The sequence below is a fragment of the Devosia nitrariae genome (genome assembly GCF_030160115.1).
Taxonomy (GTDB): Bacteria; Pseudomonadota; Alphaproteobacteria; order Rhizobiales; family Devosiaceae; genus Devosia; species Devosia nitrariae.
Genome location: NZ_BSNS01000024.1, coordinates 282,852 through 298,048 on the forward strand (window position 1 = coordinate 282,852; position 15,197 = coordinate 298,048).

A 15,197-nucleotide genomic window follows, 5' to 3' on the forward strand; every position below is an offset into this window, starting at 1 on the left:
TCTCCTGACATCTCTTTGATCTTGCCAATTGTGTCGTGAAGTGGCTTGCTCGGCTCCGCCATCGGAGATTGAGCCATGATCGAGCCCGCCATCATCCTGCCCTATGCCCTTGCCTGCCTTCTGTTTTCCATCGTGCCGGGCCCCTCCGTCTCGGTGGTCGTTGCCAATTCGCTAGGCGGGGGCACGCGGGCAGGGCTTTTGACCATCCTCGGCACGGAGCTGAGCATGCTCAGCATGGTCGTTATCGTCGCGCTCGGGCTCGAGGCGGTGATGGCGTTGGTCTCCGAGGCTTTCGAGATCATCAAGCTCGTAGGCGCAGTCTATCTCATCTGGATCGGCTGGAAGATGTTCACTTCGTCCGGCGAACTAGAGATCGAGGCGGCCGACGGACGCCGGCCGGTCGGGCGCTATGTCTGGCAGGGGGCGCTGGTCAACTGGTCCAACCCGAAGACGCTGCTCTTCCTTTCGGCCTTCCTGCCGCAGTTCGTCGACCTCGATCGTTCGGCCTTTGGCCAGATCATGGTCCTCGGCTTGATCGTGATGGTCGTTGCGACGGCAACCGATGCCATCTACGCCATGGCAGCAGGCCAGGCGAGGCACCTTCTCACGGCGGCGCGGGTCCGGCTTGTCAACCGCGTCTCGGGCGTCGTGCTGATGATCGGCGGGATCTGGCTGGCGCTGCAGAAGCGGGCCTGATGGCCGACATCGCCGAATACACCGCCGGCAAACGGCCGCAAGCGGTGGCGCCCATGCACCGGTTCCGCGACCTGGTGCTGGCGCTCGGCGATGTCGAGGAACGGGTGCACAGATCGGAGGTTGCCTGGGCAAGGAAGCGAGTGTTGCGGCGGCTTTCATCCTCTCCAGCCGGCTGGAGGTTGCCATCGACCTTTTGCGCACCGTCTCGCATCCCAACCTGCGACAGGCGTTCCCTACAACCAGCCGCGTGATCACCCACCGCGTCTATTTCACGAAACCTCAAGAGATCGACGACGAGGTCGCAGCGTGGGTGAGGGAAGCGTGGGAAACGATCGGACCGGGCACGCGATGACGAGCAGGTTTCTCCTCGATGACTTGCGGTCCCAGCGGATGTACGCAACGACCGTAGCGGATCGGATCTGGCGAGAGTGGTGGGGTCCGCACGGCGCCACGCTGGCCGATGTGGAGGCGGCGCTGGATGAATGCCTCGACGTGAACGACCTTCCGGTGACCCTTGTTGCGCACGAAAGTGGAAGATTTCTCGGCACGGTCACCTGCGTCGCGTCTGATCTTGCCGAGCGTTCCCAATATTCCCCCTGGATCGCAGCGCTTTGGGTCGAGCCTGAGGAGCGAGGTCAGGGCCTCGGTGCAGCCCTGCTTGGAAAGGCAGAAGCAAGGCTGCGGGATCTAGGCGTGGGCACGATGTTCCTCTGCGCAAAGTCGACCTTGCGACGCTACTACGCGGCACTTGGGTGGGAACTGCTGGAACAGGGGGTTGGTCCTCACCTGCTCGACGTCTGGCGGCGACTTGCCACGCCCGCCGGTGCGTGACACAACCGGATCAAAAGCGGGGAGCGGCAATGACAAGACTGGTGGGGTTCTATCCCGGCTCGTTCGATCCGGTGACCAACGGACATCTCGATGTGATCGAGCGCGCCTGCAAGCTGGTCGACCGTCTGATCGTCGGCGTCGGCATCAGCGCCACCAAGAAGCCGCTCTTTGCCCACGAGGACCGCATCGAGTTGTTGAGGCAGACGCTTGCGCCTGTCGGCAAGCGCACCGATACCGAGATCGAGATCATCGACTTTACGGGATTGATGGTGCAGGCGGCGCGCGAGAACGGTGCCAAGTTGATCATCCGCGGCCTGCGCGACACCACGGACTACAACTACGAAATGCAGATGGTCGGCATGAACGCGCAGATGGCGCCCGACCTGCAGACGGTTTTCGTGCCGTCGAGCCCCCACGTGCGGCACATCTCGGCCACATTGGTCCGCCAGATAGCCGAAATGGGCGGCGACATCTCCGCCTTCGTTCCGCAAATCGTTCTCAAGGCTCTGAAAACCCCATGAGTGAAAAGTCCTCGAAGGGCAGCCGCCTGATGGCCGTGCTCGCCTTTGCCTTCGTTGCCGTGTTTGCGGCCGCTGCCGCTTTCCCAACTCTCGTGCGAGCGCAGAGCGAAACCGGCACGCCGCACCTGATGCTCGAGTTGCCTGCTGGCACTGTCGACATAGAGCTTCTGCCGGAAGTCGCGCCGCAACATGTCGAGCGCATCGTCACCCTCACCGACGATGGGTTCTACGACGGCATTGTGTTCCACCGGGTCATCGACGGGTTTATGGCGCAGACGGGCGATCCGACCGGCACGGGCATGGGCGGCTCGGACCTGCCCGACTTGCCGGCCGAGTTCTCGGCCGAGCCTTTCAACCGCGGCGTTCTCGGCATGGCCCGCGCCATGGACCCGAACAGCGCCAACTCCCAGTTCTTCATCACCTATGCCGACGCGCCGCACCTCAACGGCCAGTACACCGTCTTCGGGCGGGTGGTCTCGGGCATGGAATTCGTCGATGCCTTGAAGAAGGGCGACCCGGCATCCAATGGCATGGTCACCGAGCCCGACGCCGTCGTTTCTGCGACGATCGAATACCGGTAGTGCGCCATCCAGAGTCGGGGAGGTCACCACCGCCGCATGGCGGCCGCGGGTGGCGCGGCGTTGTGCCGGCTCGCCAACTCGGTTAAAGCCACCACCAGTTCAAACTAGCGAAAGTCACGTCCAATGGCCGAATACGCCGATCCCGAAAACACCCTCGTCATCGAAACCACCCAGGGCCCCGTCGTCATCGCCATGCGTCCGGACCTGGCGCCAAATCATGTCGCGCACATCAAGCGGCTGGCGCGCGAGGGCTTTTACGACGGCATTGTCTTCCACCGGGTGATCGAGGGCTTCATGGCGCAGACCGGCTGCCCCCGCGGCACCGGTACCGGCGGGTCCGAATACCCGAACCTCAAGCAGGAATTCAACGCCGAGCCGCACGTGCGCGGCACCGCTTCGATGGCTCGCGCGCAGAACCCGGACAGCGCCAACTCGCAGTTCTTCATCTGCTTTGACGATGCTCCTTTCCTCAACCGGCAATACACGGTCTGGGGGAAGGTGATCGAGGGCATGGAGAACGTCGACAAGATCAAGCGCGGCGAGCCGGTGCAGGATCCCGACAAGATGGTCTCGGTCAAGGTCGCGGCAGACATTGCAGCTTAAGTCCGCCATCGTCGGAATGTTGGTCGCCGGAGTCCTGGCAAGTCCTGCCTGGGCCTCCGGCGGTATCTATTGCAATGCCGGCGACGCTGCAGGGATCGACCTGGCGACGGGACGGCTTGCCGTACTCCACATCCTCGATGCGACAGTGTCGGTGGGCGAGGAGACATGGACGACGGCGCCAGCTCGCATCTCTGGGACACCGATCGTGGTTGGCCAGGCCTTCGAGGATGCCGACAGCATTGCCGTCGATCTGATGGACGACAACTACGAAGCTATTCTCGTGCGCCTACGGCTCGTCACGGAAAGGGAGGCGGACGAGATCGTCATAGCGGGCACGTTGGCTGTCGCAGGCCGAGGGGTATGGGCGGTCACGTGCGAAGCCGGCTAGGCGGTTAGCGAGATTTACATGCGCGTCGACCTCTTCGATTTCAAACTTCCCGAGCGCCTGATCGCGCTTCATCCAGCTGAACCGCGCGATGCCGCGCGCATGCTGGTTGTGAACCCGCGCGACGGGCTGGAGGACCGCCATGTGCGCGACCTGCTCTGGCTCCTGCATCCGGGCGATGTCCTGGTCGTCAACGACACACGCGTACTGCCGGCTGAGCTCAGGGGTGAGCGTATCCGCGGCGAGCAGAGAGCACGGGTATCCTTCAACCTCCACAAGCGACTCGATGTCAGTACATGGCGTGCCTTCGCCCGTCCGGCCAAGCGCCTCAAGCTCTTCGATCGGCTCGAGCTCGGCAACGGCGGTGAGGAGCCGCTGACGGCGACCGTCACCGGCAAGGGGGAAAGCGGTGAGGTGACGCTCGCGTTCGATCTTTCGGGCGCCGTACTCGACGAGGCGATCAAATCGCATGGCGCCATGCCGTTGCCGCCCTATATCGAGGCCAAGCGCAAGCCCGAGGAGCGCGACCGCACCGACTACCAGACGGTCTATGCCGCCGAAGATGGGGCAGTCGCCGCCCCGACCGCCGGTTTGCACTTCACCCACGAGCTGCTTGTCGGCCTGCAGCAGCGCGGCGTCTCCATCGAGCGGGTGACGCTGCATGTCGGGGCAGGGACGTTCCTGCCCATGAAGGTCGAGGACACTAACGATCACATCATGCACGCCGAGTGGGGTGAGATCGACGCCGGCACCGTCGAACGCATCCTCGCGACCCGCGCCTCAGGCGGGCGGATCATCGCCGTCGGCACCACGAGTCTCAGGCTCCTCGAGACCGCCTCGCGCGCCACCGGCAGGTTGCGGCCGTTTGTCGGAGAAACCGACATCTTCATCACGCCGGGTTTCAGGTTCCGCTGTGTCGATGTGCTGATGACCAATTTCCATCTGCCCAAGTCGACGCTTTTCATGCTCGTTTCGGCCTTTTCGGGCCTCGAGGTGATGAAACGGGCTTATGCCCATGCGATCGAGCAGGGATACCGGTTCTATTCCTATGGCGATTCCTCGCTGCTCTATCGGGGGGATGAGGGAGAAGAGTGACAGCTGGCACGGATAGTTTCGATCAGTTCGAATTACGCCGGAAGAGCGATGACCTCGTCTACCGGTTCGAGCGTAAGGTCGATGCCCAGGGCCGGGTGGGTTACCAGCGCGCCGACCGCGATTTGTGGATTGTCCGGTCGCCTGAGTGGGGCTGGATATCAACCGATCCTGAAACAGGTGTGATCACCGGTCGATCCTGGGAAAGGCATCCCAGTCAACAGAGCGACCATCCTCCAACCGGGGTTTGGGTCACCCGTAAGGGCGACAAGTCCTACGTCTACGACCTCGTCTATACTTGAGCGAGAGGGCAGTCAGAAAGGCCGGATGAGCGCCGTGAGAGCGCCTGAGAACTTGATCCCGAGCTTTTGGCAGCACCTCTTGCGTAACGGGCCGGGAGGGGGGTAAAGCCCCTCGACCACAGGACCAAATCCATTGACCAAGCAGATCACCTTCACCCTTTCAGCCACCGACGGCATGGCCCGGCGCGGTCGGATCGATACGCCTCGCGGGGACATCCAGACGCCGGCCTTCATGCCGGTCGGCACCCTGGGAACCGTCAAGGCCATGTACCCGGAAGAGGTGCGTGAGACGGGGGCGGATATCCTGCTCGGCAACACCTATCACCTGATGCTGCGACCGGGCGCCGAGCGGGTGGCGAAGCTCGGCGGGCTGCACGTCTTCATGGATTGGCCGCGCCCGATCCTCACCGACAGCGGCGGTTTTCAGGTGATGAGCCTGTCGAAGCTCAGAAAGATCACCGAGAAGGGCGTGACCTTTCGCTCGCATCTCGACGGCTCGCCCTATGAACTCAGCCCGGAGCGCTCCATCGAGATCCAGACGTTGCTCGACAGCGACATCATCATGCAGCTCGACGAGTGCATCCCGCTCCCTTCCGAGCAAAAGGAGATGGAGCGGGCGATGGAGCTGTCGCTGCGCTGGGCAGATCGCTCGAAGACGGCGTTCAACAACCAGTTGAACCGCGCGTTGTTCGGCATCGTCCAGGGCGGGGACGATGCGCAATTGCGGGCGAGGTCGGCGGCTGGCCTTCGGTCGATCGGGTTCGACGGCTATGCAGTCGGCGGACTTGCTGTTGGCGAGCCGCAGGAAGTGATGTTCCGGGTGCTCTCCGAGATCACGCCGGAGCTTCCGACCGACCGGCCGCGCTACCTGATGGGGGTCGGCAAGCCGGACGATATTCTCGGCGCCATCGAACGCGGTATCGACATGTTCGATTGCGTGCACCCGACCCGCGCCGGACGGCATGGCCATGCCTATACCCGCTTCGGCGTCATCAATCTGAAGAACGCCCGGCATAAGGATGATCCGCGCCCGCTGGACGAGGCGTCGCCCAACCCCAACTGCCGCCGCTTCTCGCGGGCCTATCTGCACCATCTCGTTAAGACAGAAGAGATTTTGGGCGCGATGATCCTTTCGCAGATCAACCTCAGCTATTATCAAGAGCTGGTCGCGGGCGCCCGCGCGGCGATCGAGGGTGCGCGTTTTGAGGACTTTTCGGCTTCAACCCGCGCCGGATGGACCGCGGGCGACCTGCCGCCAATCGAGGGATAAGGTCGGTCTAGGAGATGTAGGATTAGCCCTTTGCCTCAACCATCACAGGGTCATCCCCGCGAAAGCGGGGACCTCTGTGTTAGCCCAAAGATTTTGCAACGGTGGTTCCCGCTTTCGCGGGAACGACCCCGTGGGTGTGGATGTATTCTCGCGCAAATATGACCCGCTCGACGGGCGCTGATCGAAGGATGAGGAAAATGGCCAAGACTGGACGCAAAGCGACCTTTGCCGCGCTTGAAAAGCAGGCCGAGCGCATTGCCGGGCGCCCCATGCGGGTGATGTTCGCTGAGGATCCCAACCGCTTCCGGCGCTTTTCGGTCAAAGCCGGCGACATCCTTCTCGACTACTCCAAGAACCGCATCGACGAAGAGGTCATGGATGCGCTCTTTGCCTTTGCGCGCCATGTGGACGTCGAAGGCCGGCGGGACGCCATGTGGGCGGGCGAGCCGATCAATAGCACCGAGCACCGCTCGGTGCTGCACATGGCGTTGCGCTACCACGGCGCCGATCCGGTCATGGTCAATGGCGAGGACGTGATGCCGGCGGTGCGCGAGACGCTTGCCAACATCAAGGTCTTTTCCAATGAGGTGCGTGACGGCACCATCCGCGGCGCGACCGGCGAGCAGTTCACCGATGTCGTCAATATCGGCATTGGCGGGTCTGACCTGGGTCCGGCGATGGTGACGCTGGCGCTCGAGCCCTATACCCGGCCGGATCTTCGCGCCCACTACGTGTCCAATGTGGACGGTGCTCACATGCACGACACGTTGAAGCGCCTCGATCCGAAGACGACACTCTTCATCGTCGCCTCCAAGACCTTCACCACCGACGAGACGATGACCAACGCGGCGACCGCCCGCACATGGCTTTCCGGGGCACTCGGTGAGGAGGCGGTCAACGATCATTTCGCGGCAGTCTCGACCAATATAGAGGCGTGCAAGAGCTTCGGCATCAAGGAAGACCGCATCTTCGGCTTCTGGGATTGGGTCGGCGGGCGCTATTCGGTCTGGTCGGCCATCGGTCTGCCGGTCGCGATTGCGGTCGGATTCGAGAATTTCGAGAAGTTCCTCAAAGGGGCGGCGGAGATGGACAGCCATTTCCTCACCACACCGCTCGAAAGGAACCTGCCGGTCATCATGGGGCTCATCGGGATCTGGTATCGCAACGCCTGGGGTTTTGCGACGCACGCCGTGCTGCCCTACGACCAGCGCCTGTCGCGCTTTCCGGCCTACCTCCAGCAGCAGGACATGGAGAGCAACGGCAAATCGATGACGCTTTCCGGCAAGGCGGTCAACTGGTCGACTGGCCCCATCGTCTGGGGCGAGCCCGGCACCAACGGCCAGCATGCCTTCTACCAGCTCATCCACCAGGGCACCGACGTCATCCCCTGCGATTTCCTCGTCGCCGCCAATCCACAGGAGGACTTGCCGCCGCACCATGCCAAGCTCGTCGCCAACGTACTGGCGCAGTCCGAGGCGCTGATGCTGGGCAAGACCGAAAGGGAAGTCGAGGTGGAACTGAAGGCCCAGGGGCTCGACGAGGACGCGATCAAAGCGCTGACGCCGCATAAGGTGTTTCCCGGCAACCGCCCCTCGAACACCATCATGTATCCCCGCCTCACCCCCGAGACGCTCGGCGCGATCGTTGCGCTCTACGAGCACAAGGTGTTCGTCCAGGGCACGATCTGGAACGTCAACTCCTACGATCAATGGGGCGTCGAACTCGGTAAACAGCTTGCCAAGGCGCTGCTGCCCAAGGTCGAGGGCAACGCCGAGTGGAAGGACCACGACGCTTCGACGCAGGGGTTGCTCGCTTATTACCACGAGCTGCGCAAGTAGCCATGCCGGGTGGCGCGCCCGAGGACGTCGCAACACTGCTCGCGCGCGTCAGACAGGTTGCGCCCGAACTCGCCGATGCACCGTATGAGGTGCTGGGTGAGGGCTGGGACAGTGTCGCCCTCGATGTCGCCGGCGAATGGATCTTCAAGTTCCCACGTTCGGCGCGAGCCGAAGCATCGCTGCTGCGCGAGGTCGACTTTCTGAAGGCCATCGTCCCGCGGGTACGCATGCGCCTGCCGGAGCTCGTTCTGCACGAGCGCGAGGGGGCGCCGTTCAGCCAGCACCGCAAGATTCCAGGCACTCATCTGTTGGCTGCCGACTATCAGCGGCTCGACGAAGACCAGCGCAACCGGTTGGCTCGCCAGCTAGCCGATCTTCATGCCGATCTCCACGCGATTCGCGTGAGCGTCATGGAAGGCGCCGGAGCCGGACCGGTTGAGGCCTTCCCATCGCCGGATTGGATCGAGGAGCGGATCGGACAGCTGCCGTCGCGTCTCATGACCTACGCCCGCGATATCATTGAGAGCTGGCGCGAGGAGCTTACATGTGAAGAAGACCTCGTCTTCGGCCAATTCGACGGCCACGGCTGGAACATGGCATTCGACCACGATGTCGGCGTCCTCAACGGCGTCTACGACTTCGCCGATGCCGGTATCGGCGAGCGGCACCGCGATTTCAGCTCGACCAACTGGATCGACCCGGATCTGACCGAACGCGTCATCGCACATTATGGCGCTCAAACCGGTATCGCCGTCGACCGCCGCCGCGTTGATCTCTACACCGCCGTCCTGCGTCTCTGGGAGCATCTGGGCGAGGATGAGATACCCTCGTCATTGACCTCGCTGGAAGCGTGGGCAGAATACGAGGCCAGCCGTGCAGCGGATTTGTAGCCCATGCTGAATACTCTCCTGAGAACTCCCGGCCGACGGCTACGGTGGCTGACAGCCGTCGGTGCAGTCTTCGCCCTGGGTGCCGGTGGAGCCGAGGCGGCGCCGGCCATGTGGCGGCTGAGCGATAGCGATTCGACGCTTTATCTCTTCGGTACGGTTCACTTGATGTCCGCCGACGTCGAGTGGCGGACTCCCGAGTTCGAGACGGCACTCAAGGACGTGGATACGATCGTTCTCGAAGCGGATGTCACCAGTCCCGAAGCTCTCAAGCGCATGGGCGAGGTCGTCGGAGAGCTCGCCATCAATCCGCCGGGTGTGACGCTTTCCTCGCTACTGGGTCCAGAGAGGGCGGCGCGGGTAGTGGAACTCGCTGAAAGCCTCGGCCTGCCATCGGCAGGGCTCGAAGGTTTTCGGCCCTGGTTCGCTCTGACCTTGGTCAGCATCGCAGCGATGCAAAAGGAAGGGCATCATGCAACGCTCGGCGCCGACCAGCAGGTGCTCGATCAGGCGCTGGGGCAGGGGCACGCTGTCGATTATTTCGAGACCGCAGAAGAGCAGCTGCTGATATTGGCCGGGCTCGACGACGAGGTCATCAGTCGGGTTTTCGAGGCGAGCCTTGCCGAGTACGAGGATTTCGGCGAGCACATGACGCACATGCTCGACGTCTGGCGGATGGGCGACCTCGCCGGCCTCGAGGCCATGGCCAACAAGAGCGTGCAGAAAGTCGCACCCGCGATGTATGAGGCGATGTTCGTTGCGCGGAACCGCGCCTGGATCGAGCGCATCGAAGAGATGATGGCGGGCGAGGGCGACTATTTCATCGCCGTGGGCGCCGGGCATTTCGTCGGCGAAGACGGTCTCGTCGATCTGCTCGAAGAGCGCGGGCATACGCTCGAGCGCATCCAGTAGCGCTGCGACGGGCGGGGTGTATCCTGGCGGGCATCTGCCCACCTCGATATCCGAACCTCAGAACGAGGTCAGCAGAATCGGTCCCAGCAAGACGAGCAGCCCCGCCACGAGATAACGCAGCGGTCCAATTCCGCGCAGGTTCGAGTTGCGCATCAGCGTCGAAAAGACAAAGAAGGCAACGAGCGCGATGGCGGGCCGGTTGAGACTCATCAGCGAAAGCTCGCTGCCGGCCGTGAGCCGCATATAGACCCAGGTGCCGGCAAAGATCCCGAAAGCGGCCGAGATCAGCACCGTGACGGCTTTGGCAACGACCAGCAGCGCCATGTCGAGCGTCGCGCTCCAGGCGGCGAGCGCCAGGCCGCTGGCGGTCAGGAAGCTTGCGCCGAGGACGACAAGCAGGCGGATGTCGACGATGACCGGGATGGCTGCAGGTGGGTCGTAGGCGCGCAGATCGCCGATGACCGGAAGGTCGCCACTATAGGTGCGCAGCAAAGAGCCGACGAAGAACATCGCGACGGTCCCGATGGCCAGGGCGAGAAAGGTCACCACCATCACCTTGATGAGATCGATGGTGTCCTGAGTCATCGCTGCGCCATGCGGGGAAGGTGCGGATTGGTACGCCGGGTGGGGGTCGAACCCACGACCATTCGATTAAAAGTCGAATGCTCTACCACTGAGCTACCGGCGCCAATTGCGGCGTCGACCGCGGATCGGTCGCGGCGGAACATAGCCGACGCGCTCCCCCTGTCAACCGCAATTGTCACTGGTCCTGGCCTAGGGCGCCAGGGGCGTCCCGGCATAGGGCATGGGCTCGCAGGGAACGGATGCACGTTCCAGCCGGCCGCACACCGCCGTAGCCTCAGCCAGGTCCGCTGCCGGTCCGAGCACGATGCGCTGGGTTGTGCCGCCGGCCTCGTCAGCGAGGAGCGGTGTGAAGCCGAGGATCGTCGCGCCAAGCGTGCGTGAGAGGTCGTCCCAGGCGACAGCCGCCTGGCCGGGGGTGAGCCGGGGACCTACAGCCATGCCGAAGCGACCCTCGCTATTGGGGGTGAAGGCGGCCGTTCCGGCTCGCGCGGGAGCGGGCTCGGGGGCCAGCACCGACGGCATCTGCATCGGCGTCTGCACGACCCTGACCTTGCCGCCATCGGCATCGCGTGTCTCGCCTTCCGGCGCGCCGATCGATGCGGTCGTGAGCGACCGATCGACGCCGGGCTCGTTAGCGGCCAGTGTTTCGAGCAGGTGGGGAAGGGTTGCTTCCAGGGCGCCGATGCGGCGGGTTGCCTCATGGCCCGCCTCTTCATTGAGGGAAAAGCGCGCCGCAAGCTCGCTATTCTCGCGCTGCATCGCGACGGCCTCCTGCCGCAGGTTGGCAACCGTCGTGCGCAGCTGTTCGACCGACAGGCCGCCGAGCCGCGTCGCGTGCAGACCGGAGAGCGTGGCGGGGGGCAGCAGGGCCGAGACATTGGCCGACAGCACCGCCAGGCTCAGGCTGACCAGTGCCACAATACCCCAGCGGGTCACGTCGGACGGGCGGAATAGTTCGGCTGTTCGGGCCACAGAAAACTCCACGCAAGACACGTCGAATCGGAATTCGCCTAGTTTACACCGTCTTTGTGCGTGTTATCGCTTCGCCAACGCTTGCGTGCCATAAACCGGTGAAAATACACCCTGGTGAACTAAGTCCAATTCGGGAGCGCCCTACATGACGGAACTGGTGTCGATCATCCTGGCCGCAGGTGAGGGAACGCGCATGCGCTCGCGCCTGCCCAAGGTGCTGCACCAGGTCGGGGGCCTCCCGATCGTTGCGCATGTGGCGCGAGCGGCGCGGGCCGCGGGCTCGCGCGAGGTCGCGGTGGTTACCGGGCCGGACCACGAATCTGTGCGCGAGGCGCTGCTGGCCATTGATCCGGACCTGCGTTTCTTCGAGCAGGTCGAGCGCAAGGGTACGGCTCATGCCGCGGCCATGGCGCGCGATCTCTGGAGCACGGCCGGCGGCTATGTTGCAGCGATCTATGGCGATCATCCCCTGCTGCGCGCCGAGAACTTCAAGGTGGTGACAGACCGGCTCGAGGCGGGCATGGATGCGGCGATCCTCGGTTTTGAACCGGCCGACCCTACCGGCTATGGCCGCTTCATCACCGATGGCGAGCGGCTTCTCGCCATCCGCGAGCACAAGGATGCAAGCGAATCCGAACGCAGGATCGGGCTCTGCAATGCGTGCATCCTGGCGTTCCGGGCGGAGGTCTTCCGCGAGCTCATAGACAAGGTCGATAACAAGAATGCGCAGGGCGAATACTACCTGCCCGATCTCGTCGAGCTCGCCAACGCCGCCGGCTACAAGGTCGGGTATGGAGTGGCGCCGGAGGTCGACGTGATGGGAGTCAACGACCGGGCCCAGCTCGCTCGCGCAGAGGCGCTTTTCCAGCAGCGCCAGCGTGCCGAGATGATGCGGGCGGGGGTGACACTGCTTGATCCGGCAACGACGTATTTCTCCTACGATACCGAAATTGCCGAGGACGTGACGATCGAGCCGGGTGTGTGGTTCGGACCCGGCGTCAGCGTGGCGACCGGCGCGGTGATCCACGCCTTCTCGCATATCGAGGGGGCCAGCATTGCAGAGAACGTGTCGGTCGGCCCTTTCGCGCGGCTGCGACCGGGGGCGCGGCTCGAGGCCAAGGCCAAGGTCGGCAACTTCGTCGAGATCAAGAAGGCCCGGGTCGGCAAGGGGTCCAAAATCAGTCACCTCAGCTATGTGGGCGACGCGACCGTGGGCGAAGAGGTCAACATCGGTGCCGGTGTGATTACCGTCAACTATGACGGGTTCAACAAGCACGACACGCATATCGGGGACGGCGCCTTCATCGGCTCGAACGCGTCGCTCGTGGCGCCGGTCAGCGTCGGGCCGGGGGCGTTGATTGCCAGCGGCAGCGTCATCACCGAAGACGTCGAGGGTGATGCCCTGGCGCTCGGCCGCAGCCGCCAGACCAACAAGCCCGGCCGGGCCAAGACGATCTTCGAACGCGCGGCGGCCGCCAAGAAAGCCAAGTCCGAGGGGAAGTAAACCTATGTGCGGTATTGTCGGCATCATCGGCGTCGAGCCGGTTGCGGGGCGGCTCGTAGACGCGTTGAAGCGCCTAGAGTACCGTGGTTACGACAGCGCGGGCGTTGCCACCCTCGAAAGCGGGGACATCTCCCGGCGGCGAGCCGAAGGCAAGCTCGCCAACCTTTCCGGCAGGCTCGCTAGCGAGCCGCTCTCCGGCCGCATCGGCATCGGTCACACCCGCTGGGCCACGCACGGCGCGCCCACCGAGCAGAACGCGCACCCGCACGCGACCACCCGTGTTGCCGTCGTTCATAACGGCATCATCGAAAACTTCCGGGACCTGCTTACGGACCTTGCCGGTGACGGCTACACCCCCAACACGCAGACGGACACCGAATCCGTGGCGCTCTGGGTGACGCGCGAGCTCGACAATGGCGCCGATCCGGAGCTGGCCGTCTCGCGCACCCTGAAACACCTGCGAGGAGCGTTCGCGCTGGCTTTCCTGTTCAAGGGCGAGGAGCAGCTGCTGATCGCTGCCCGGCGCGGGGCGCCGCTTGCCGTCGGTCACGGTGAAACCGAGATGTACCTGGGCTCGGACGCCATGGCGCTCGCCCCGTTCACGTCGCGGCTCACCTATCTCGAGGATGGCGACTGGGCCGTCCTGACTGCCGAGGGCGTCACCATAAGGGACGCACACGATGCCGTCGTCTCGCGCGAACCGCGGATCTCCCAGGCCTCCGCCCTGCTTGTCGACAAGGGCAACCACCGCCATTTCATGGCCAAGGAGATCTACGAGCAGCCCGAGACCATCTCGCACACGCTCAGCCACTATCTCGACATGGCGAGCGAGAGCATCGCGCTGCGCGAGGCGTTGCCTTTCGACTTCGACGACCTGACGCGTCTGACCATCAGCGCCTGCGGCACGGCCTATTATGCCGGGTGCATTGGCAAGTACTGGTTCGAGCGATACGCGCGATTGCCGGTCGACATCGATGTTGCCTCAGAATTCCGCTACCGGGAGCCGCCGCTGGAGAAAAACGGTCTCTCGCTTTTTATCTCGCAGTCTGGCGAGACCGCCGATACCCTGGCGGCGCTGCGCTATTGTGCGGGGCAGGGCCAGCACATCGCCTCGCTGATCAACACGCTGGAATCGACCATTGCGCGCGAAAGCCAGGTGGTTTTTCCAATCCTCTGTGGTCCCGAGATCGGCGTGGCCTCGACCAAGGCGTTCACGGCGCAGCTCGTTTCCCTCGCCAGCATCGCCATCGCGGCCGGTCGCGCGCGCGGTGCGCTGACACCGGAGGCCGAGCGCAAGCTCGTACAGGCGCTGATCGGCCTGCCTCGGGCGGTTTCGCAGGCCCTGCAGGCCGAAGAGCAGATTATCGAGATCGCCCGGCACCTGTCGCGTGCCCAGGATGTGCTTTATCTCGGGCGCGGGCCGATGTTTCCCGTCGCCATGGAAGGAGCCCTGAAACTCAAGGAGATCTCCTACATCCACGCCGAGGGCTATGCGGCGGGCGAGTTGAAGCATGGGCCCATCGCGCTCATCGACGAGGACATGCCGGTCATCGTGGTGGCACCCTCCGACGAGTTGGTGGAGAAGACCCTCTCCAACATGCAGGAGGTCGCCGCGCGGGGCGGGCGCATTATCCTCATCACCGACGAGGAAGGGGTGAAGACGGTGGGCCACAACGTTGCCGAAACGATCCTGATGCCCCGGGTCGACAGCTTCGTTGCCCCAATCGTTGCGACGATCCCCGTGCAGCTCCTCGCCTATCATACGGCTGTCGCCATGGGCACGGATGTCGACCAGCCGCGCAATCTCGCCAAGAGCGTGACCGTTGAATAGGCCCTTTCCCGAGCGCGAGCCTGAACTCAACGTCTTCGGCGAACCGCTGGAGCCGTGTTCGCTGGCGCCACTGACGGGGTTCTTCCGTTCCGGCTATTGCTCCGCGGGCCCCGAGGACATCGGCCGTCACCTGATCTGCGCCGAGATGACGGAAGCATTTCTCGCCTTCTCCAAAACGGTCGGCAACGACTTGACGACGCCACATCCCGAGTCCTCCTTTCCGGGCCTAAAGGCCGGTGATCGCTGGTGCATGGTGGCCGACCGCTGGGTCGAGGCGCTGGCGGCCGGCATGGCGCCGCGCGTCTATCTGCGGGCAACGCATCAGGGCGCGCTGCGTCATGTGGAGCTGGCAACGCTCAAGAAATTCGCGGCCGATCTGGATTAGCC

Annotated in this window: 18 protein-coding genes and 1 tRNA gene; 16 read left to right on the plus strand and 3 right to left on the minus strand. The window is 63.9% G+C overall.

From position 1 onward, the window contains the following. Positions 1–75 precede the first annotated feature (75 nt). The 13 genes from QQK18_RS24375 to QQK18_RS24435 all read left to right on the plus strand — a co-directional run bounded on the left by QQK18_RS24375 (position 76) and on the right by QQK18_RS24435 (position 9,918). Positions 76–696 (plus strand): LysE family translocator, encoded by a 621-nt coding sequence (locus QQK18_RS24375; RefSeq protein ID WP_284342999.1) that lies wholly within the window; start codon positions 76–78, stop codon positions 694–696. Continuing rightward, positions 696–947 (plus strand): hypothetical protein, encoded by a 252-nt coding sequence (locus QQK18_RS24380; protein WP_284343000.1) that lies wholly within the window; start codon positions 696–698, stop codon positions 945–947. The genes QQK18_RS24375 and QQK18_RS24380 overlap by 1 nt, the downstream gene beginning before the upstream one ends. Before the next feature lie 97 nt (positions 948–1,044). Continuing rightward, positions 1,045–1,527, plus strand: a complete 483-nt coding sequence (locus QQK18_RS24385; RefSeq protein ID WP_284343001.1) for a GNAT family N-acetyltransferase — start codon at positions 1,045–1,047, stop codon at positions 1,525–1,527. 29 nt (positions 1,528–1,556) lie between these two features. After that, positions 1,557–2,048 carry a pantetheine-phosphate adenylyltransferase gene (gene coaD, locus QQK18_RS24390; RefSeq protein ID WP_284343002.1) on the plus strand — a complete coding sequence of 164 codons (492 nt, stop codon included), beginning with the start codon at positions 1,557–1,559 and terminating at the stop codon, positions 2,046–2,048. Beyond that, entirely contained in the window at positions 2,045–2,629 is a 585-nt protein-coding gene (locus tag QQK18_RS24395) for a peptidylprolyl isomerase (RefSeq protein ID WP_284343003.1), read from the plus strand. The genes coaD and QQK18_RS24395 overlap by 4 nt, the downstream gene beginning before the upstream one ends. Positions 2,630–2,752: 123 nt before the next feature. Beyond that, positions 2,753–3,232, plus strand: a complete 480-nt coding sequence (locus QQK18_RS24400; RefSeq protein WP_284343004.1) for a peptidylprolyl isomerase — start codon at positions 2,753–2,755, stop codon at positions 3,230–3,232. Continuing rightward, positions 3,222–3,620, plus strand: coding sequence for a hypothetical protein (locus tag QQK18_RS24405; protein ID WP_284343005.1), 399 nt, complete (start codon positions 3,222–3,224; stop codon positions 3,618–3,620). The genes QQK18_RS24400 and QQK18_RS24405 overlap by 11 nt, the downstream gene beginning before the upstream one ends. Before the next feature lie 18 nt (positions 3,621–3,638). Beyond that, on the plus strand, positions 3,639–4,712 hold the full coding sequence (gene queA, locus QQK18_RS24410; protein ID WP_284343006.1) for a tRNA preQ1(34) S-adenosylmethionine ribosyltransferase-isomerase QueA: 1,074 nt from the start codon (positions 3,639–3,641) through the stop codon (positions 4,710–4,712). After that, a complete protein-coding gene (locus QQK18_RS24415; RefSeq protein WP_284343007.1) occupies positions 4,709–5,011 on the plus strand; it encodes a hypothetical protein in 303 nt (100 codons plus the stop codon). The genes queA and QQK18_RS24415 overlap by 4 nt, the downstream gene beginning before the upstream one ends. 133 nt (positions 5,012–5,144) lie before the next feature. Beyond that, positions 5,145–6,281 carry a tRNA guanosine(34) transglycosylase Tgt gene (gene tgt / locus QQK18_RS24420; RefSeq protein WP_284343008.1) on the plus strand — a complete coding sequence of 379 codons (1,137 nt, stop codon included), beginning with the start codon at positions 5,145–5,147 and terminating at the stop codon, positions 6,279–6,281. 197 nt (positions 6,282–6,478) lie between these two features. After that, a complete protein-coding gene (gene pgi / locus QQK18_RS24425) occupies positions 6,479–8,119 on the plus strand; it encodes a glucose-6-phosphate isomerase (RefSeq protein ID WP_284343009.1) in 1,641 nt (546 codons plus the stop codon). A gap of 2 nt (positions 8,120–8,121) precedes the next feature. Next, entirely contained in the window at positions 8,122–9,009 is an 888-nt protein-coding gene (locus QQK18_RS24430) for a phosphotransferase family protein (RefSeq protein WP_284343010.1), read from the plus strand. Between the two features lie 3 nt (positions 9,010–9,012). Further along, on the plus strand, positions 9,013–9,918 hold the full coding sequence (locus QQK18_RS24435; protein WP_284343011.1) for a TraB/GumN family protein: 906 nt from the start codon (positions 9,013–9,015) through the stop codon (positions 9,916–9,918). Positions 9,919–9,975: 57 nt separating this feature from the next. Here QQK18_RS24435 and QQK18_RS24440 read toward each other — a convergent pair whose 3' ends face one another. The 3 genes from QQK18_RS24440 to QQK18_RS24450 all read right to left on the minus strand — a co-directional run bounded on the left by QQK18_RS24440 (position 9,976) and on the right by QQK18_RS24450 (position 11,475). Then, on the minus strand, positions 9,976–10,503 hold the full coding sequence (locus tag QQK18_RS24440; RefSeq protein WP_284343012.1) for a hypothetical protein: 528 nt from the start codon (positions 10,501–10,503) through the stop codon (positions 9,976–9,978). Positions 10,504–10,531: 28 nt separating this feature from the next. Next, positions 10,532–10,606 (minus strand) — tRNA-Lys (locus tag QQK18_RS24445). Positions 10,607–10,692: 86 nt separating this feature from the next. Continuing rightward, the gene (locus QQK18_RS24450) at positions 10,693–11,475 is read right to left on the minus strand and encodes a hypothetical protein (RefSeq protein WP_284343013.1); all 783 of its coding nucleotides are present in this window, start codon (positions 11,473–11,475) and stop codon (positions 10,693–10,695) included. Positions 11,476–11,620: 145 nt separating this feature from the next. On the opposite strand from QQK18_RS24450, the gene glmU reads away from it, so the two are divergent. From glmU to QQK18_RS24465, 3 genes are read left to right on the plus strand one after another with little or no spacing between them, the layout of a single operon-like run. Further along, complete coding sequence (gene glmU, locus QQK18_RS24455) at positions 11,621–12,979, plus strand: bifunctional UDP-N-acetylglucosamine diphosphorylase/glucosamine-1-phosphate N-acetyltransferase GlmU (RefSeq protein WP_284343014.1); 1,359 nt, start codon at positions 11,621–11,623, stop codon at positions 12,977–12,979. A 4-nt stretch (positions 12,980–12,983) separates the two neighbouring features. Further along, a complete protein-coding gene (gene glmS / locus QQK18_RS24460; RefSeq protein WP_284343015.1) occupies positions 12,984–14,810 on the plus strand; it encodes a glutamine--fructose-6-phosphate transaminase (isomerizing) in 1,827 nt (608 codons plus the stop codon). Then, on the plus strand, positions 14,803–15,195 hold the full coding sequence (locus QQK18_RS24465; protein ID WP_284343016.1) for a DUF2237 family protein: 393 nt from the start codon (positions 14,803–14,805) through the stop codon (positions 15,193–15,195). Before glmS ends, QQK18_RS24465 begins: the two co-directional genes overlap by 8 nt. The last annotated feature ends 2 nt before the right edge of the window (positions 15,196–15,197 follow it).